Annotated in this window: 19 protein-coding genes and 1 pseudogene; all 20 read left to right on the top strand. The window is 51.8% G+C overall.

Annotated elements, in window-relative coordinates; translation table 11 throughout:
* The first annotated feature begins 7 nt into the window (after positions 1–7).
* The 20 genes and pseudogenes from A372_RS0102940 (at position 8) to A372_RS0102850 (ending at position 19,421) form a co-directional block, all read left to right on the top strand.
* Entirely contained in the window at positions 8–433 is a 426-nt protein-coding gene (locus A372_RS0102940) for a hypothetical protein (protein WP_019419348.1), read from the top strand.
* 101 nt (positions 434–534) lie between these two features.
* Positions 535–999 carry a J domain-containing protein gene (locus tag A372_RS0102935; protein ID WP_019419347.1) on the top strand — a complete coding sequence of 155 codons (465 nt, stop codon included), beginning with the start codon at positions 535–537 and terminating at the stop codon, positions 997–999.
* 215 nt (positions 1,000–1,214) lie between these two features.
* On the top strand, positions 1,215–1,796 hold the full coding sequence (locus A372_RS0102930; protein ID WP_019419346.1) for an FHA domain-containing protein: 582 nt from the start codon (positions 1,215–1,217) through the stop codon (positions 1,794–1,796).
* A 46-nt stretch (positions 1,797–1,842) separates the two neighbouring features.
* The gene (locus A372_RS0102925; RefSeq protein WP_019419345.1) at positions 1,843–2,364 is read left to right on the top strand and encodes an FHA domain-containing protein; all 522 of its coding nucleotides are present in this window, start codon (positions 1,843–1,845) and stop codon (positions 2,362–2,364) included.
* A gap of 14 nt (positions 2,365–2,378) precedes the next feature.
* Positions 2,379–3,224 carry a PP2C family protein-serine/threonine phosphatase gene (locus A372_RS0102920; RefSeq protein WP_019419344.1) on the top strand — a complete coding sequence of 282 codons (846 nt, stop codon included), beginning with the start codon at positions 2,379–2,381 and terminating at the stop codon, positions 3,222–3,224.
* A 74-nt stretch (positions 3,225–3,298) separates the two neighbouring features.
* Complete coding sequence (locus tag A372_RS0102915) at positions 3,299–5,158, top strand: PP2C family protein-serine/threonine phosphatase (protein WP_019419343.1); 1,860 nt, start codon at positions 3,299–3,301, stop codon at positions 5,156–5,158.
* Positions 5,159–5,187: 29 nt separating this feature from the next.
* The gene (locus A372_RS0102910; RefSeq protein ID WP_019419342.1) at positions 5,188–6,474 is read left to right on the top strand and encodes a hypothetical protein; all 1,287 of its coding nucleotides are present in this window, start codon (positions 5,188–5,190) and stop codon (positions 6,472–6,474) included.
* Complete coding sequence (locus tag A372_RS0102905) at positions 6,465–7,160, top strand: hypothetical protein (protein WP_036703120.1); 696 nt, start codon at positions 6,465–6,467, stop codon at positions 7,158–7,160. Before A372_RS0102910 ends, A372_RS0102905 begins: the two co-directional genes overlap by 10 nt.
* Positions 7,161–7,244: 84 nt before the next feature.
* Positions 7,245–9,899, top strand: coding sequence for a molecular chaperone (locus A372_RS0102900; protein ID WP_019419340.1), 2,655 nt, complete (start codon positions 7,245–7,247; stop codon positions 9,897–9,899).
* Between the two features lie 28 nt (positions 9,900–9,927).
* A complete protein-coding gene (locus A372_RS0102895) occupies positions 9,928–10,707 on the top strand; it encodes a hypothetical protein (RefSeq protein WP_019419339.1) in 780 nt (259 codons plus the stop codon).
* Positions 10,708–10,755: 48 nt separating this feature from the next.
* Positions 10,756–11,409: a hypothetical protein gene (locus A372_RS0102890; RefSeq protein ID WP_019419338.1), complete on the top strand. Its 654-nt coding sequence runs from the start codon at positions 10,756–10,758 to the stop codon at positions 11,407–11,409.
* Entirely contained in the window at positions 11,406–12,830 is a 1,425-nt protein-coding gene (locus tag A372_RS0102885; RefSeq protein ID WP_019419337.1) for a contractile injection system protein, VgrG/Pvc8 family, read from the top strand. The genes A372_RS0102890 and A372_RS0102885 overlap by 4 nt, the downstream gene beginning before the upstream one ends.
* A gap of 13 nt (positions 12,831–12,843) precedes the next feature.
* Positions 12,844–13,893 (top strand): pentapeptide repeat-containing protein, encoded by a 1,050-nt coding sequence (locus A372_RS33080; RefSeq protein ID WP_051004451.1) that lies wholly within the window; start codon positions 12,844–12,846, stop codon positions 13,891–13,893.
* Positions 13,860–13,976, top strand: a complete 117-nt coding sequence (locus tag A372_RS39425) for a hypothetical protein (RefSeq protein ID WP_157259402.1) — start codon at positions 13,860–13,862, stop codon at positions 13,974–13,976. Before A372_RS33080 ends, A372_RS39425 begins: the two co-directional genes overlap by 34 nt.
* Positions 13,977–13,989: 13 nt before the next feature.
* Complete coding sequence (locus A372_RS0102875) at positions 13,990–14,514, top strand: hypothetical protein (protein ID WP_019419336.1); 525 nt, start codon at positions 13,990–13,992, stop codon at positions 14,512–14,514.
* A gap of 61 nt (positions 14,515–14,575) precedes the next feature.
* Positions 14,576–14,977 (top strand): annotated as a pseudogene (locus A372_RS38335) (DUF4280 domain-containing protein); the annotation flags it as partial.
* Positions 14,978–15,496: 519 nt separating this feature from the next.
* Positions 15,497–15,871 (top strand): hypothetical protein, encoded by a 375-nt coding sequence (locus A372_RS0102865; protein WP_019419334.1) that lies wholly within the window; start codon positions 15,497–15,499, stop codon positions 15,869–15,871.
* Positions 15,872–15,915: 44 nt separating this feature from the next.
* Positions 15,916–16,203 carry a DUF4176 domain-containing protein gene (locus A372_RS0102860; RefSeq protein ID WP_019419333.1) on the top strand — a complete coding sequence of 96 codons (288 nt, stop codon included), beginning with the start codon at positions 15,916–15,918 and terminating at the stop codon, positions 16,201–16,203.
* Between the two features lie 72 nt (positions 16,204–16,275).
* On the top strand, positions 16,276–18,942 hold the full coding sequence (locus tag A372_RS35260) for a contractile injection system protein, VgrG/Pvc8 family (protein ID WP_019419332.1): 2,667 nt from the start codon (positions 16,276–16,278) through the stop codon (positions 18,940–18,942).
* Positions 18,943–18,953: 11 nt separating this feature from the next.
* Positions 18,954–19,421, top strand: a complete 468-nt coding sequence (locus tag A372_RS0102850; protein ID WP_019419331.1) for a hypothetical protein — start codon at positions 18,954–18,956, stop codon at positions 19,419–19,421.
* Positions 19,422–19,690 lie beyond the last annotated feature (269 nt).

The raw sequence follows: 19,690 nt of genomic DNA, 5'->3' as shown, positions 1-19,690 counted from the left end.
TTTATTCATGGGATTCATTCTCAGAGTAGAAGGTGCAGAAACAATCGAACTCGGTATGGACAACATTCAACAAGTAGTCTATGACACCGACACGCCGAACGATTCCAACGCGAGATCGACAGACGTAGGTGCGACGATGCGCATTTCCGGAAAAATCATCACGGCAACCGATGGCGACAACGCCGACGATACGAAGAAGCTGGCGCTGTGGTCTCTCGTTCCGGCTGAGAAGTCGGACTGCTACCGTAAAGTGACGCTGGAAGTTATCGCGGCGGATCAGGTAGTGCGCAAGGTGTACTTCCCGAACGCGTTTGTAGTGGACTACACCGAGACTTACGGCGACACAGAAGGGGTCGGTACGTTCAGCCTCTACATCAAACAGAAGAAGGACAAAACCGAACACGCTACGATTGACGGCGGTTATCCTGCTTAATAAGGATACGGCGTGTACTCGTTACTAGTATCGGACAACAAATTTTAAGAGGCTTCTAGCCTCTTAAAATTTTATCCTAATGAATGGCGAGGATGAGGCGGATGGTTAACTATTACGACCTGTTGGGCGTACGGCGGGATGCGGCGCCGGAGGAACTGAAGAAGGCATACCGGCGGCTCGCCAAGCAGCACCATCCCGATGTGAACGGCGGCAGTCCCGAAGCGGAGCAGCGGTTCAAGCAGATTCATGAGGCGTATGCCGTGTTGCAGGATGAGGCCTCGAGGAAAGCCTACGATGACCGGTTGGACGGAAAGAAGCAAGGACAAGGTCCCGGCCGGGAACGAGGCGCTCAGTCGGAAGGGCGGGCGGACAGAGGAGAAGCGGCAGCACGGGGAGCGCGGGCGAATTTCGATCCGCGGAACGTGGAGGCTGACTTTGCGCGGTTCTTCGGCTTCGATCCGAAGACGAAGCGGCCGTCAGGCAATAAGGATGGCGGCAAGGGAGCAGCCAATCCGATCGATACGTCGGATCTGTTTCAACGATATTTTGGAATGAAGAAGAAATAACGGCGAGGGATTACTAGTGTGCTCTTTATTTTAAAAACGGGTATGCTTCATGATCAAAAGGGCACTTTGGAACAACCTTTGTAAGGTGGAGTGATGTGTGATGCATGAGACATCATTCTGCTCATGTTCGGGGCCTTTTTTTCGTTGTTATGGCCGATACGTATTGATTTTGCACGGGCCCCTGAGGGCTCATTGGAGTAACGGAGGAATGGAACGTGAGGAATGAAGCGGGTACTGAGCAAGCAAAGCGTCACCCGTACCAGCAGGAAAGGTCCGGTTGGATTATCGTCATTGATTTGTTGATTGCCGTCATTGCGGCGGCCGCACTGTTCTATGTGTATGTGTGGAATATAGACCTTGTCTTGAAGGTGACGGTCGGTGTCCTGCTGGCGGCAGCCGTGGTGATATATGCCGTTCGGCGCGTCCGAAGCCGCACACTCCGACAGGAAGAAGGCGCAACCATTGCCAAGCTTGTCCTCCTGAACGAAGAGGGGGAGAGCGTAAAGGAATGGTACATCCATGGGGAAACATCCTTGCTCATCGGCAAGAACTCTGCGCAAAGCGAGGTTGACATAGATTTGTCCGATTCGGAATACGCGTCGCTCATCAGCAAGCATCACGCGGTAATGAACTATGCTTCGGGGAATTGGTTCGTCGAGGATCTGGATTCCCACAACGGCGTCGGCATACGCCAAGCCGGCAGCAGAACGGCAAGCCGGTTGGAGGTGGAAGAGCCTTACCGGATTGAATCCGGGGATATCATCTGCATTGCCAACACGCGGATATTAGCGAAATAGCACCACCCATTCAAGCATCGATCAAAGTAACGGAGGAATGAACAGGATGAGTCTGACAAGATGCGCAAACGGACACATGTTCAGCACAAGAAAACATGGCAGCATATGCCCTTATTGCAGCATTTCGGTGGAACAAGCGCCGAGCGGCGACGTGAAGAAGCCGGCGCGGGCGGAAGAAGAAGAGAAGACGATGCCTTATTTGGGCGAGACGACTGGCATCGAGCCGGTAACCGGATGGCTCGTCTGCATCGAAGGACCGCAGCTCGGTCAGGATTATCGGATTATGGCGGAGAAAAACTTTATTGGCCGCTCCGAAGATATGCACATTCGCATCCTTGGGGACAATGCCATTTCGCGGCGGAACCATGCGGTCATCGTCTATGACCCGAAGAAGCGCAACTTCTACCTCCTGCCAGGGGATGCGTCGGGTCTTGCCTACCACAACAACGAGGCCGTCTATTCGCCAGTAGAGCTGGCCGCCTATGACGTCATTCAGCTCGGCCGCAGCAAGTTCATCTTTATTGCGCTCTGCGGCGTCCATTTTGAATGGAATAACGATATGGGTTAGGGATGATGACCACGATGGAAGTACAGGATTGGGTGCCGTATTTGATCGTGCTGGGTTCCGTTGCAGCGCTCCTGCTGCTGTTCGGGGCACGGCGCCGCCTGATGACGGAAGCGGCAAGCAGCGAGCCAGCGGGCATACCGATTGGGAACGGCCAGACCATCGGTGCCCGGGAGGAGCAGGATGATTATTTCTCCAGCGTCACCACTGTGCACGGTACGGCGGCCGTGTTGGCAGATGGCATCAGCGGCCTTGCTCACGGCAGAATGGCGAGCACGCTTGCCGTGACGGTATTCATCCGCGAATTCTTGAAGCTGGAAGACATCCGGGATGTCCAGCACTATTTCACAAAGGCGGCCAAGGTGAGCAATACGGAAATTTTGCGGAATTTGAAGGGGGCAACCGGAGGAACGACGCTTGTGGCTGCCGTCATTGCGGACGATCGTCTATACTGGGGAGCCGTGGGCGACAGCATCATTATGGTGTTCCGGAACGGGGAGTTCATCCGGATGAACGAGAAGCACACTTTGGAGTCGGTGCTGCAGGAACGGTATTTAACGGGAGAGATGACGCGGGAGGAAGCGTTGGAGCACCCGATGAAGAGGCGGCTCATCAATTACTTGGGCTACGAGAACTTCAAAAGTATCGAAATCGGGAGCGATCCCTTTGAGTTGCAGCCGGGAGACCGGGTCATCCTGTGCAGCGACGGAGTATATAATACGCTGACGGAAGTGGAAATGGAGCATATTTTGTCCAAGCCGCTCCCGCCCCACGATGCCGCCGAGGAGATCATCGAAGCGATCGAACAGAAGAGATTGGCGAATCAGGATAACGCGACCGTTATCATTGTGGACAACGTCTGAAGCGGCTGTTCCTGGCTTCGGGGGATTTCCATGAATGAGCGTGCATGCGGATAACAGGAGAAGCGGGGGTACGAATGAGAAAGGAGAACAGCGAATTCAAGACCAGCTTCGTCTCAGAAGCCGGTTCTTTTCTACATAATAAGGACTATTTTGCTTACGTTGAGCTTGATGATATGGCTTGCTGGGTTATCGCTGACGGCTTGGATGCGGACCGGGAAGCGGACAGCGCCGAGATGGTCGTCAAGAGCATCCTCAGGCGATTCACTGAGAAGCCGACGATGTCTCCACTGCGGCTGAAGCAATATATGCAGGAGGCGCACGAATGGTTGAAGGCGGAGAGCCGGAGAGTACGGCTCAAGGCGAGCTTGATACTGGTCGTGACCGACTATGCGAAGATCGTCTGGGCGGTGGCGGGTCATGCGCGGCTGTATCATTTCCGCGGCGGGCGTCTGTTCGCGCGCAGCAAAGATCAGAGTCTGGCGCAGATGATGGCGGATGCCGGGGAAATCTCGGAAGAAGCAATGGAAGTTCATGAAGAGCGTCACAATCTGATCCACTATATGGGTCAGCCCGATGGCTTCGAGCCGTTCGTCTCCAAGAAGGTTCCGCTCTCCGAGGGCGATGCCCTGCTGCTCTGCACGCCGGGGCTGTGGGAGGACGTCAACGGCACGGAAATGATCGATGCGCTCGCGGAAGCGAAGGAGCCGGAGGATTTCACCGATACGCTAGAGGACGTGCTGCTTAGCAAGCAACGGAGAACGGTGCACAATTATACCGCCGTCGCCGTGTATGCGAACAAGGTGTTCAAGGAAGATCCGAAGCGGAAATGGCGACTGCTGAAGAAGTGGCTGCTGGCGCTGATCGTGCTGCTCATTGCAGGAGGAGGCGCGACCTTCTTCTTCGTGAAGGAGGCCGCTCGCAAGGCGGAGAACGCAGCGAACATGCTCGAATTCTCGCAGAATGCGGACATGTACATGAAGGACGGCGATTATCCGAAGGCCGTCAAGGAATATAGCGAAGCGCGCAATATGGCCATCCGGCTGAAGGATCGGATTCATCGCGATATGTTCGGCAAAAGGCAGCGCTTGATGCAGCTTATGGTGGACGGGGATGGCTTCTTTAAGGAGGGCGACTTCGCCAAGGCTCTGGATAAATATGGGAAAGCGCGGGAGGAAGCAAAGCCGTACAAGGAGTTCAATCATAAGGAGCTGGAGGACAAGATGGATCGCTCCCTCACGTACATGCAGATTATGAGCTGGGTGCAGGAGGGGGACATGAAGTTCGAAAGCCAGGATTACGTCGGCGCGCGCAGCTCTTACCAGAAGGCGAGGAAGGCCGCCATCGAGGAAGGTTATGCGGACGGCGAGAAGGATATTCGCGCGAAGCTCGATGCAGCGGAGGACAAGGTCTCCGGGCTGAAGAAGGAGAAACGGCTGCTGGAAGGCGACAAGTACGAGAAGAAGGGCGATCAGCAGTTTGCCGCGCAGGATTATGTAGGAGCTATTGACGCTTACTCTGCCGCCCAGCAGATCTATCAAGAAATCGACATGCTGGAACGGGTGCTGGGCATGGAACGGAAGATTGACAAGGCGGTCGATAAGCTCAATCCGGCGCAGCCAGCCGTCCAGCCGTCTGCTGGCTTGGATGGTGGTGGATCCGCTGCAGCCGGTAATGCCGCCGGTGGTCCGGTATCGGGCGCCGGGCAAGCGCAGCCCGCAGCGGGCGGTTCCAGCTCTGGCACTGCTGGCGCAGGACAAGCCTCTGGCAACGGAGGAGGAGCGGGAGATGGAGCCGGGAGTGCCAAGCAGTCGTCTGCTGGCGGGTCATCCTCGGGCTCCTCCGGCTCCGCCGCCGGGGCGACTTCTGCGGACGTCGGAGGTGCGGCCTCTGCTGTGGAAGTGGAGGCGGCGGATGGCAAAGACAGCGGGGAATAACCGCAGAAGGAGGGAACTCGTCAATCGCCATGAAGGACATCGTACACGATCGGTTAAGCAAGATGGAGGATCTCGAGCAGCGTAAGCTGCTGAAGCAGTTGATGACCGGATTGTTCTTGAATCTGGTGGAATATCAGGAAGAGATGAACCGGAATATGGAGCGCAAGGTGTTCGACGAGGTGGAGGACGGCGAGGACAAGCATGACATCTTCGTCTCGATGTGCCGCCGTGACGACCTGGACCCGATTCACGACTTTCTGCACCCGATGCTACCGGAAGATGCGGCACGGAAGCACATCGATATGAGCAGCCTAGTGGCACATGTCCAACGGCAGGAGGAAGCGCTGCTGTTTACGCTGTTTTTGCAATGTGATTTCGCGGCGCTGCGAGATCTGTTGGCTGGAAAGAGAACGTTCCGCGGGGAAATGAAGACGTCCGGAGGCAGCTGCGCCATTCAGGTGCGGCTGTCGCAAAGCCGGCTATACATCAATGAGATTGAAAAGCTATACCATGTATTTCAGCAAAATAGCATTCCATGGAAAACGGTCAATCATCCGTATGCGCACAAGTTTTTCGACGTTCTGCTCACGGACTGCGAGGATACGCTGCGGGAAGAAGACGAGATTTACGAGATTACGGTCGATTTGGAGGAATTCGAGCCGCATAAGCGGGTCGATGTCGTTCCGCTCTGGAACATTGAACAGCTCGCCATCAAAAACAGCGGATTCCCGGTTCCCGCATCCGACCGCGTCAACTTCGAGCATGTGCTGTCGCTGCACAAGACGGGCAGCGAGCATGGCTATCTCGTGGAAGGCAATGAAGACAACATTCGCTACATCAAGCGCACGCGGGACGAGCTGACGATTGTCTCGCCGCAGGAGAGAGCGGGCGTGTGGAATGTTCTGAAAATTTCGCAACCGGTCGCTTCACGCATCGGCAGCCTTGAATACGAGCTGGTCTCCAATCGGAGAACGGACGGCTTTATTGGCAAGTATGCGCGCAGGCAAGCGCAGATCGTGCGGGCCAAGGGTGAAATCCTGCGGATCGTGCACTCCTTCGATGCTGCCCGCATGCTCCAGCTGGAGCATGTGGATATCAGGGAACGGGTGGGCGGAACAGAGCAGACGTACGAGATGAACCCGTTCATTAGTGACAATGTCCGTACAGAACGAGACAAGAAAGTGATGCGGCTCGGCTTCCGGGCGCTGAATGCGGTAGAAGGCGAGCAATTCATACTGCATGATCTGATGAGCTTTCTCGTGTCCGAAGTGCAGATGTACTTTCCGGAATACAAGTGCGAAGGGGAATGGGCGTGAATTATATATGGGATCTGGTCATCAAGGCGGAGCAATCCGGTCTGAACGTGAACAATATCCGGTTCGCTCCCGCCAAAGTGTATTCGCCCTATATGGAGCTAAGCTTGGAGGACCTCAACGCACGGACGGTCGAGCAGCAGGTCGAGGTCAACCCGTATTACCGGTTCTATGACCTGTTCAAGGACATGTTCGATATTAACAACGAAGAGGATGTGGAGCTGCGGAACACGCTGTTCGACATCGTGCTGCACTTCCTGACGGGCATCGACCGTGTCCAGGGCATGAACAGACGGGAATATTATATCAAGTTCGTGCTGCGTGACATGGAGGAGGGCCGATTCGGCGCTCGCGTTAGCGAGGGCATCAAGCTGTTCGACCGCGAGGAGCGGGAGGCTATCGCCGGCAATGTGCTGCGTCTGTACGAAACGGGCGAGGCGGTGTACCTGCTCAAGGATACGCTGCGGGACATATTCAGGCGCTCGACGATTTATGCGAACTGCGAAGACAAGGATGAGCTGCTGTTCTATGTCGGACAGGAGGAGACCGATACGGCTCGGGCCAAGCTCGAATTGATTAAGGAGCTGTTCCTGCCGGCGCGGTTCCATACGGAAGTGTATTGGCGAGACCATTTCGGCATCATCGATGTGGATGACACGATGCGATTGGGCGGCATTTCGCTCTATTAAGCGTGGTCAAAAAGCGAAGTGCGGACAAAAAGTGAACCGTTCAGCACAGCAGCCTCTTGAAGCGAGGCTGGGAGGGGGGCAATGATGGGCGGATACTCATACAGGCTTTATACGCAGCCGGCAAGCAGGGAAGACGGCCGGAAGCATGCGGAATATAACCGGGAGGAACTGTCGGAAATGACGACGTTCCAGCTCCGGAACATTTGCCATCAAGAAAAACTGGTCGAAGGGCTTATTCATACGCTGGATCGCGAAGGACTGATTGCGACCGTAATGAAATACCGGGGCGCGGATGAAAGTCTGCTTATCAGTCACGTACAGCCGGGCGGATTTGCCCGGGTCGAGGCGGCGCTAAGGACTTATTTGGGCACGCCTCTTCCCGATGGCGGCGGTATCCGCATTCCGGCGAAGATTACACTATACTCCGGCTTGAAGCTGGATCGATTCGACGGATATCAGGTCGAAGCCGGGCAGGCGATTACGGAATCTAACGTTCTGCTCGTCAACGAAAATCTGGAGCTGTGCGCTATCCTCAATCTGGTGAAGGACGGAGCAAAGCCAGGGGTATATTGCCTCTCGATGGGCGAAGACGCGGAAGTGAAGAAAACGGCGAACCGTCAATACAGCTTGCTCTTCTTCCAGAAGCAGGTGTCGGAATATATGTATCACACGTATTATCGCGACAAGCCGCTGCCGCCCGCCAACCTGTACTACTACAAGGTTCCGGTCGCGGACTTGGACATCCGCGAGCTGGAAGAGACGGATGCTGTATTGGCGATTGATTTCGGAACGTCCAATACGACGGCTGGAGCGTATTTGGACAGCGGATATGTGACTTCGCCCAACGCGACCGATCTGCTGAACGGACGCATCCGGCTGGATCGCATCAACTATGTATCGTTCCCCGACACGATGTCCAAGGATGCGGAATGGATCGAGGTGCTGCCGACGGTTATCGGAGTCGCCGATTGCTCCGATCCGGAGCGTATCCGATTCAACTTCGGCTACGACGCGCTGCAGGACAAGAAGAAGAGCGGGTACAGCGGCAGCGCGTCCGTCTTTCACGGCATGAAGCGCTGGGTGAACAACTACAAGCGGCTGGAGGAAGTGACGGATAGTCAAGGGAATGCGGCCCCCGTGACGAGAAGCGACATGCTGCGGGCGTATATGCGGCACGTGGTGCGTATGGCCGAGCATCAGTTCAAGTGCCGCTTCAGGCATTTGCATCTATCCGGGCCGGTCAAGCTGAAGGCGCAGTTCATCGACATGTTCGCCGATATCCTGCCTGAATACAGCATTGAGACGGGCGATGCGCTCGATGAAGGCTTGGCCGTGCTGTACAACACGATCGCCGATCAGATGGAGCATCATCGCTTCATGGACGGAGAGGAATACCAAGCGCTCGTTATCGACTGCGGCGGGGGAACGACCGACCTGTCGTCATGCCGCTTCCGCATCGAGGATGGGCATATCGCCTACAAGCTCGATATCCATACGTCTTACGAGAACGGGGATACGAACTTCGGCGGCAACAACATTACATACCGCATCATGCAATTCATGAAGATCGCATTCGCCGGATTCTACGGCAGCGGGGGTATCCTGCCGGATATCGATGACTTAATCGATATACCAGCCACGGACATCTATCGCCACGTGGACGAATTTGGCGCGGAAGCGGTCTATGCGCAGTTCGACGCCCGCTACCGCGAGGCGGAGGCCTTCCTGCCGACCCGGTTCAAGGAATACGAGAACCGGGCTCGCGATGAATACCAACGGGTGCGGAACAATTTCTATGTCCTGTGGGAGATGGCCGACGGCATGAAGAAGGAGTTTTTCCGCAAGACGGGCATTCTGCGCAGCCGTTTCCATTCGGGCCAAGGCTGCCGGCAGGAGAGCGACTTGAACCTTACCGCCGTAGATCGATGGTGCCTGTCGCTGCGGGAGAACGGACAATTCCGGGATGTGCACGAGCCGCCGGACGTCGTGTTCAACATTCAGGAGATGAACCAGCTTATCCGGGGGGACATTTACGCCATCGTCCGCAAGTTCCTGGATGAGTTCTACCGCGACGGCCGACTGCAGGATTATTCTATCATCAAGCTGACGGGCCAATCGTGCCGGATTGACGTATTCCGGGAAGCGCTGAAGGAATTCGTGCCCGGGCGGGCGATCGAGTTCCGGCAGAAGGCGGAGGATTCGGGGAAGGTGCCGGATCTGAAGCTGGCCTGCCTGCGGGGCGCCTTGCGATACTTGAGCGCCCGGAAGTCGGGGCTCATTGAAGCCAAGCTGACGAATCATGCGCCTGTCGTTCCATATTCGGTCAGCGCCTGGACCCATACCGGCCGGGAGAAGATGCTCATCTCCGGCTACGAACGGCTGGATCAGGCGCAGGGCTCAATCTCGCGGCCGCTTGGCGCGCACGAGATCGAGTTCCATATTCGCGGGGGCGACGGACAGTTGCGGCATACGGCAGTATACCAGAATGATTTCGCGAGCTATCGTCCCGTGCTGTATGAGGAGATTGCCGCGCAGTTCGGCGATAGTATTCCTCAGGATGATACCGACTCCATCGCCAACGGGGAGGCGAAGTGGTTCGTGTTCGCAGGCGATGGCAGCTGGGGCTTCGATACGGTACCGGTTGCGCGGCTCAACGAGCAGCTGTACATGGGCAGGAAGCAGTTCAATGCCTTTGAAAATGACTTGTCGGAGCTGGATTTCTTCGATGGCTTGAAATAACGGGGTGTGAGGGAAAGGGGGGAGCGTCTTGTTTACACATCAGGTTCCACACTTCCATAAAGGGCGGATTCTGAAGACCGGCATGCTCGAGAATCTGCGGGATTACCCGAGACAGTTCGTCGACATCGCCTATCAGCGGCACTCCGATGGGATTGTAACGGGGGCCGAGGTTCAGGTTAATAAAAGCAGCCTGACGATTGCAAGGGGCATCGTCAAGCATGATGGCCGCTTATACACGCTGGAGCGCGACTTCGAGCTTCCCTACCAGTCGAACGGGAAGGAGACGGTGCTCAAAATTCAGTTTCGTGCGGAACAGGTATTGAGTGACTTCACCACGCTTCCAGGGGAGATCATGCTCGATGAAGACAACGTCCATGTCCGGCCGGACGAGCTGGAGCTGGGGCGCTTCAAGCTGAAGGAAGGCGCTCGGCTGCGTTCGGACTACCAAAGCTTCGTTGATTTGGCGACGGAATACAATACGTTCAACGTCATCCATGTGCCGTATGCGGGCTTGGGGCACAGCACGCTGTCTCCGTTCATCACGCGTTACTTCGCGAATGAACTGTTGAAGAGCGGAACGGATCACGCTTATGACGCGGGGTTCGCCATGCTGTGCCTGAACGGCGGGGCCGTGGAGCGGGATGTCATCCAGCATTATCTCGGGCACCGGTTCGGAACGGGCTACAGGGAGCTGACCAATGAAAGGATATTTGCGGGCCTGCGGCGGATTCTCGGCGAAGCGGGGGGCGGCAGAGCGCTGGCGCCGGATGTCCGGCACGGCGGAAGACAGCGGGTTATAGTGGATTGATGCAAGAAGATGCCAGCAATAGGGGGGCAATGAACGAGAGGTGAGGAAATGAGCGATATGGAGCATATGGATGAACAAATCATTTCCATGTTATATGGAGACCAAGGGCGTGAAGAGCAGGCTGCGGATAAGGATACTAAATATTTAACACAACCGGATCAACCCATCCTTGTCCACCAGACTGTACTGAAGATAGACGGGGAGACGATACCGTTCACGGAAGAATGGATATTGGACGGAAAAATACGTGTGCCGCTGCCTAAGACGTTTCACCCGATGCCACCCCAAGCCGCAGCCATGAAATACCCGTCAGAACGAAGGCCTGACTTAATATATACGAATGACAGCACCTCCATTAACATCGCATTCAACCATACAGATCATGCCTTGACGGAAGAAGAAATGGAAGAGTTTACGATGGCCATGATTCAGATCCTGCGGCGAACGCAGCCCATTCTCCAGTGGTACGAAGACGGCATTCGTGAGATTAGTGGGAAGCATGTAGGGTATTGCGAATTTCTGGCTCCTGCCCTGAACGTCAATTTGTATAATTTGATGTTCTTTGCCGAGTTGGAGCATAAGGCGCTGCTCTGCACGTTCAATTGCACGGAAGAGGAGATGAAGCATTGGAAGCCGATTGCCCGGGGCCTCATGGATTCCCTCGTCATCGGCGAATCGGAGGAAGGGAGGACGGAACAATGAGTCAATCCGCTCTGACTTATCACAATTTGCAGGTGGCCCCCTATCGGCTCGTCAATCTGCAGGAGCTGAAGCTGACGAAAAAAATTAACGAGCATACGCGGCTTACTTTTACAGGCATTGTGCCCGAGGAACTGAAGGACAGCTATGTGGAGATGACCGACGCCGACACAACCATCGAGATCAGTCAAATCGATGAGGAAGGCGGCAGCAAACCGTTGTTCAGCGGTATCGTTCTCCATATCGGGATCAAGGTCGTACGTGACATCTATTATCTTGAGGTGGAGGCCGTATCTCATTCTTATAAGCTGGATGTGAAACGAAAGAGCCGATCCTTCCAGAACAAGGCCATGACGATCCCGAAGCTGCTGGATGAGATTGCATTGGATTATCCGGGCATGGATGTGGTGGATGAGGCTACTGACAATGCCAGATTGGGACGGTTCACGGTGCAATATCTGGAAACCGATTGGCAGTTTCTCAGAAGAATGGCGTCCCGCTATCATACGAGCTTAATGCCGGCTGCGGTGTTCGATCGCCCCAAGTTCTACTTTGGCATTTTCGAGAGCAGCTCCCAAACCCGTTTGGAAGACTACCATTATACGGTCAGAAAGCGAATGACGACATATCGCTATTTTGCCGAAAACGATTCTCCGAATGTGGATGAGAATGACTTTATCTACTATGAGGTGGAGACGGACAGGGTGCTGGAGCTTGGCAGTTGGATTGGGTTCAAAGGCAAGAGCTTGTACGTATGTGAGGCGCGGACGGAAGTAAAGAACGGAATGCTGAAGCATATGTACGTGCTATGTTTGCACAAAGGCCTGCGTCAGAAGGTGCTTTACAATCGTCAGATTGTCGGCGCTTCGTTGCAAGGCAAGGTCATCGACATCGCCAAAGATAAGGTAAGGGTGCACTTGGATATCGATGAGAAGCAGAACAAGGGCGAGGCCCATTGGTTTCCGTATACTTCGGTGTACACGGCAGAAGGGCATAGCGGCTGGTACGTCATGCCTGAGCTTGGCGACACCGTGCGCATATATTTCCCAAGCGACAAAGAGGAAGAGGGCGTGGCAAGCAGCTCAGTCCGCCAAGACTCGGCAGAGGGCGGGACGAATAAGCTCGGCAACCCGAACATCAAATATTTCCGAACAGCTTCCGGCAAGGAATTGATGATGAGCCCGGACGAGATTGTGATTACTGCAAAAGACGGCGAGATTTTTATCAGGTTGAATGAGAAAAACGGAATTGAGATTTTCAGCAAGAAAAACATCAAAATTACGTCAGAAGATAGTATTCTCATGGATTCCGGGAAGAAAGTCGTCATATCAGCCAAAAACGAAATCAGCATGTCGTGCAAGGAGAGCAGCATTAAGCTGGACGGAAATGCGACGATTATTGGGAAGGAATTGAAGACGAACTAATCGGGGGGATGAAGTGGACAAGGCCGAGTCAATTGCCCATTTCCGGGAACAGATTGTATGGCAGGAACGGGCAAATATGCAGCTCGTGCTGGAGAGGGACTATCAATTGCATAAAGAATGGCTTGCCAGCGAATTCGTTGCCTCCTTCCAGCATATCTGCCGACAGATTCGAGATGCGCAGGCTCGGGGCGAGAAGGGGCCTATTGGATACATTACATTCTCCATGCTGCGTACGGAGCTGATGGAAGGCAGGTACATATATCGGGTTGAGGCTATGGATGCCGGCTGGGTATTCGACCGCAACCCTTATGTGCTGCAATATGATGCTGGCTGGGCGTTCCAGCATTTGGACACGTTCCGGAGCAAGCTCATTGAAGGGAGCCGTATTTATGGAGGGAGAGCGTCCGTTCCTATAATTGAGCAGATGATGCTCGCTGAATCGATTGCCATTCACCGTTATATTGTGGCATTGGCAAGATTTGCGCTGCCCCAAGCGGTGGAACTTGAAGAGTATCGGGATATAGCCACAGAACCTGTATTCGAGATTCGGGTAGGGGAATATATGGACCTTAGCGAAGTGGTGTTCAAGCAGGATGCACGTGAACAGGATTCGGAATTTATCCTCGCATGGCTGGATGATAGAGAAGACGGAGAGCATGCTTACGAGTTATTCCGGAATGTTGATTTATCCGCCGGGGACTATAGAGGCATTGACTTCCGATATTCTGAGTTCAACCACTGCAACTTGTCGCACGGTAGCTTGCAGGACAGTGTTCTGATCGACACGAGATGGAGCGGTTCAGGCTTGACAGGGGCTGACTTCTCCCGAAGTCAAATTCATGGGGCGGAATTCCGCGATTGCGATCTCAAGGGAGCGATCTTTCAGTATGCAGAAGGGGCCAACGGATGGAAGGATGCCCGCTTTCTTAATCTGCCCGGTCTATCAGCGCTCTGCTTTGCCGGCTCTGACTTGGAAGGGGCTGATTTTACGGGAGCTTCTTATATGGAGCGGATCTGTCCGATGCGAACGTGGCGAACGCCGTGTTTGACGGTGCGGATCTGACGAATGCGGTGTTCTCTGTTCACCAGAAGGATGTTGTCCGGCTGGATCAGCAGCAATGGGCTCAGACATTATGGAAGAATTAAGGAGACACGGAATATGAGTTACTTTATCTTGTCGCAGGATGAACGCATCTTGGATGCTGTTGAGCCTGCAGGAATTGCGGAGGCCATCCCCAAGGACATGCTCATCGAAGCGCGTGCTGATGAGCTTACAGCAATGAATCTGCAATTCCCTGTTCGCGAGAGCAGGCATATCGAATATGTGGATTTCATCGAGAGGCCTGTTCCTCTCTTGTCGGACAAGCTTAAGCAGTTGATTGAGAAGTTCCTGCCTCGGCAGCAGTATTATCCCGTGGGATTGGTCGACTTCGCCCGGATGAGACAGGATGTGTATTGGCTTACTCTGCCGCTTCGCATCAATTGTCTGTCGGATAAGAGCGAGTATCATCGCAATGGCATGCTCAAACGGCCTGTCCTTGACAGGGACAAGGCGGGAAACAGGCCGTTGTTTCAAATAGATCACATCTATGAAACGATTCTTATCGTGAATTTATCCCTGGCAGAAAGCATCTTGAGGCGAGACTTCTATGGGCTGAAGCTGAAGAAGCTGGATGAAGCTTAACTGGAGAAGCAGGAGGTGATTGGAGATGAGTTCCAGTAGTTCGGGGGAAGGTAAAAAGGAAATGTCCCCAGTGGCTAGCAGCGCCGATAAAAAAAGCTATGTCGTGGCAGGTGCTGTATTAAGCTGCAGCTACGGCTCCCAGCCCAGCCGTCTGAACATGCAGATGAGTCATGGCGTCTATGTAAAAGGGAAGCCCATCATGAACGTGATGGACTATATACCCAATGTGAACATTATGCCCTTCGGGTCATGCGGGAGCATGAACAATCCGGCTGTCGCCGCGGCTACGGCAGCCCACGGTTTACCGCAGCGGGTGCCGTGCATGCCGATGGTGACAATGCCCTGGCTTGGCGGAAAGACGGATAAAAGTATTGATAACTACCCTTCGTTATTGCATGATTCAACGAATATGTGCATGTATTGCGGGCAGATACGGGTTGAGGATGATGGACAGAATCTAAATAATTCTCACTTAGTAGAAGATAATAACAGCCCTACCATGCAGGAAGAAGAGCAGGATTGGAATAAGCAGTTAATGAGGGATATTACCAAAAATACATTTCTAGGAGCGGCGGATGCTACAGCCGGAAAATATTTATTTGATGCAATCAGTGACCGAAAACACTATGTTACTAAAGCTCCAGCGTTTGGCCCTGCCGCAGAATTTAAGAGTGTTCGATTTAAAAGAGGCACAAATTTAATTAAAGGGGCTTCAAAATTTGCTGGTCCTGCCGCTGCAATATCAACTGCATTTGACGTAGTGGAGGATTTTGAAAAGTATGAAGGAGATGACAGATATTATGCTGCAGGATTATCTGTAGGAGGAACGGTTGCAACAGGTATAGTTGGAGCGGGCGTGGCTGCTTTAGGTGCCCCTGTTATAGCAGTTGTAGGAGCGGGTGTGATTGCTGGTGTAGCTATAGGTGCAGGTGTTAGCTATCTTAAAGAAGAGTTGTTTGGAAAATGAAAAGGGGTCCAAAAAATGAGCTTTAATTACTTACCTTGGCCAGTGTTTATTATCATGGCAATTACTGCGGCATTGGTAACTATTGTATACGCTTTGCGAGAAGCTAGGAATAACCCCAAAGTTTCTGTGCTAGGATTGTTGCTTTTGGCGGTAGGCGGTATTTTGGTAGCAATCAACAAATTTTTGGAGAACACATATAAAAAAGTACCGGGAATTGTTGAAACCGCGATTATTATTGTCTTAATCGCAATCATTTGTATTTTTACCGGGGCCTATACAAAAACAAAAAATGATCCCGATAAACATAAAATTGTGATTATCTGCATTTTCGGTTTAATAGGAATAGCAGTGATGTTCTGCGTGATTGGCATTTTGGCTACTTATAAGTAAGTCAATTGATAAAGAGCATATATTTTATCGGGATGTGATAAACAATGCATTTGCTTCCGAACGGTTCTGTTGTTCTGCTAAAGGGCGGAGAGAAAAGAGTTATGATTTACGGAAGGCTGCAAAAGACGGGAGACAGCGAAAAGCTGTGGGATTATATTGCATGCTTATATCCAGAAGGGAATATTGATGCTAATCAAGCGTTTCTGTTTGATCACAGCCAAATCGAAAAAGTATTCTTCACTGGCTATCAAGATATGGAGGAAACAGCTTACAACCAAGTACTGCAAGAATACCGTGAGAAGGTTGTGGCCTCTGGCTCTGATACCAAATGAGTTTCAGTTGTTTATCGCACTGTAAGGTATCTATTCTGAACTGCTTTACCACCCAAGTGAAGGGGGGATTATGTGAGCACAGCAAGCAAGCTGATCGGGTATGAACACATCCGGCTTGTGTCACCTTACGAAATACAGACCCTCAGCAGCGTTCAAATTGAAAAAAAGGTAAACGAGCATGCACATCTGCATCTTACGGCAATTATTCCGGAAGAGAAAAAAGATAGATACATAGATATGTCCAGTGGTTCGGACACGATTCAAATTCAAGAGATCGATGAAGGAAATGCGGTCAAAACGTTGTTCCACGGTGTAGTCTCTGACATGGCGGTTAAAGCGGTTAGGGGCATTTACTATTTGGAACTAGAAGGGATATCTCATACATCGCGTATGGATATCAAGCTAAAAACGCGTTCCTTCCAGAATCGAAACATGTTGTACCAGGATCTCGTCCATCATATCCTTTCTGAATACCCAGGCTCTGATTATATTGATCTTGTCTTTGACACCGCCTCATTAAACCAATTCACCTTACAGTATCAGGAAACGGATTGGCAGTTTCTCAAACGAATGGCTTCCCGCTTCGGAGCGGTCCTCATCCCCGAAGCGGCGGCGGATTCCCCGAAGCTGTGGATAGGCGTGCCAGACGGCAAGGCTGATTCCCTGACGAATGCTCATTACAGCGTCATGCGAACGCTAATTGATTGGCACAATAACGACGTTCTGCAAGAAACGGACGTTACGAATTACTCTATCGAAACCGAACGATACTATTCCATCGGGGACCGCATTGCATTCAGGGACAAGGAATTAACCGTGATGGAGTCAACAGCACGGTTCAACGAAGGGGCCTTCACCTACGAATACCTTCTGCGGCCGGCAACGGGTATCCGGCAGAATCCGATGACCAATCCCGATATTTGTGGGGCGTCTCTGGAAGGAAAAATCATTGACGTCACGAAAGATAAAGTTCAGGTGCATTTGAACATCGACTCGGCTCAAGCTAAGCAAGAAGCATACTGGTTCCCGTACTCTTCCGTATACACGGCGGAAGGAAACAGCGGGTTCTACTGCATGCCACAGGTTGGAGATGCAGTGCAGGTGTACTTTCCGAGCCGTCAGGAGGAAGGAGCGGTTGCATTGAATTCCGTCCGCAGAGGCGGACAGGATTCACCCAAGATGGCAAACCCGGGCGTAAAGTATTGGGGAACCAACTTCGGCAAGGAAGTGAAATTCGGAAGCAATGACCTTGTGTTGACGGCCAAAGAGAACCATGTCTTCGTCAAGCTGGATGAACATGAGGGCATTGAGATTCACAGTAAACAAGCGATCGTGTTCCATACAGAGAAGGATTTGGAGCTCAAGCTCGACAAGAAACTGGATATTCAAGCGAGAGAGGCTGTGTATCTGCTGTGCGGCAGCAGCAGTATCGTGCTGGACGGGGAGACGGATATCCAAGGGACAAGCCTTCGAATCGAAGGACTGACAAAAGCACCCGTCTATGTGAAGGACTTGGAACCGGAGACCGGGGAAAATGGGGAAGCTGCGGAGGGACCGAAGAAGGGCCTCTTGGATAAGTTTCTTGACGGGGTCCAGCTTGCGCTGGATGTCGTCGGGATGATACCGGTCGTAGGAAAGGCAGCCAGTGTGGCGAACGCTGGAATATCGGCTGCCCGTGGTGATTATACGCGAGCTGGGCTATCTTTGGCTGCGAGCGTGCCGTATGTGGGATTGGCAGCCACAGGAGGGAAATTTGCGCCGAAGGGCATGCAAGCAATAGGAAGCGGACTTGCTCAAGCAGGAGAGATAGGACTAGGCTCGAATTTCCTAATTGGCAAAGTGCTTACAGCTGCCCGGAAGATGCAGAGCAACCATTCGCAAGAAGAAATGACTCAGCGGATAAAGAACCGGATGCGTTATAAAACGATAACCATGTTCAATGGACAACGGATATATGTACCCCTGAAAAAAGGTGAAGTCGTATATCAGCCTACGTCCCTCGACAAATCGCTTGATGCGGCGAAAGGGGCATGGGCTGGAGGTACCGAGGCGGTCAAATCGACACTGGATACGGCAAAGGCCGTCCTTAACGACCCAATCGGGGTTACGGCGAATGTAGTAACTGGCACCGCTGCAGAAGCATGGAAATGGGTAAGTAATCCTGAAAAGGCATGGGATGAACTGGTTGCAGAGGCAGAAGCCGATGGTCGAAGAATCCAGAATATGATAGATACCGAAGACTGGAACGGGCTAGCCAAAGGTGTAGGCAATTCAATCGTCTCGGGTATAACGGACAAGGGAATCGGCAAGGTAGTTAAATTAAAGAGCGGTAGTGGCGGAAGAGGAAACAACGGGAAGAATGAGAGGAGTTCGAATAAGGAGACGGGACGACAAGTTGTTGTTGGTAATGAAGCAGTTACCAATGTAATGTCGGGAAACTCAGCAAAGTATAAAGCGAACCTTAATTATGATTGTTCTGAAATAGCAGATGATCTGGCAAAGGCAGCAGGGGGAAAAGGAGAGATAGTGACAATAAGATCGTCGGATAAGTATGGGCAAATTGAGGTAACTGAATATGGATCAAAGGTTGATTTTGACTATCACACGGTTTATTCAGATGGTAAATTCGTATACGATCCTCGATATAGCGAAACACCAATACTAAAAGAAACATATCTAGAGAAATTAAATCAAACCAATGGTGGTAATACTGTAGTTACAACTGAAAAACTTGAATAAGGAGAGGTTGTATGCAACGAAAAAGCTTTTATTTAAAGGATTCTTCTGATATAGATAAGACTGAGAAAATGGCTTATACTATCTCAAAACTTGGATCATTTGAATGGGTTAGAACTACCATGTATTTTGAGGATGATATATATAAATCACCCCCAGGATTTTTCTTTAGATTTTCAGATGGTGGCGAAGTATATAAGCAGCTAGAAGAGTGCATAAGATCGTTTAAAGGAAGTCTTAATTGGAGTATCTATGTAAGTAGAGATACAAAACACAAAAATTATATTATTGAACCAACTGAAGTATACGAGGCAAAGTCTACCGATGAATTTCACGAGCACTACAGCGTAAGAAAAATTTTAAAAGAAAGATACACTGATATATGTGAAAAAGCTATTGAGGATATCGGCCCGCTTTGTATACATATTGAGAATTGGTTTCATATAGAAAATGCAAGTCCTGTACTACCTAAACTTACATAAATATTCTTTCATTATTTAATCATTGTTCAACTAGTCGGAGTCCTACCATGTGGAAAGATACAATACAATGAACTGTAATCCTATATTTAACTGAAAAAAAACTTAGACTACCCCAAAAATGACTCCTGAATTCATCGAGGGCACTGAAAAACTTGCGTTTTTATTAGTTAAAAATGTGTTTCAAATTAATAAGGCTACATTTCGTTTAAAATCGAACGAAATGTAGCCTTTCTCTATATCTATTTTTGAGTCTGTAAAATAAAGTGTGT

Origin of the sequence: Paenibacillus sp. OSY-SE, assembly GCF_000283315.1 — a bacterium.
Lineage (GTDB): Bacteria > Bacillota > Bacilli > Paenibacillales > Paenibacillaceae > Paenibacillus_B > Paenibacillus_B profundus.
Note: the sequence above shows the minus strand (reverse complement) of the source record. Positions and strands in the feature narration are given on the sequence as shown.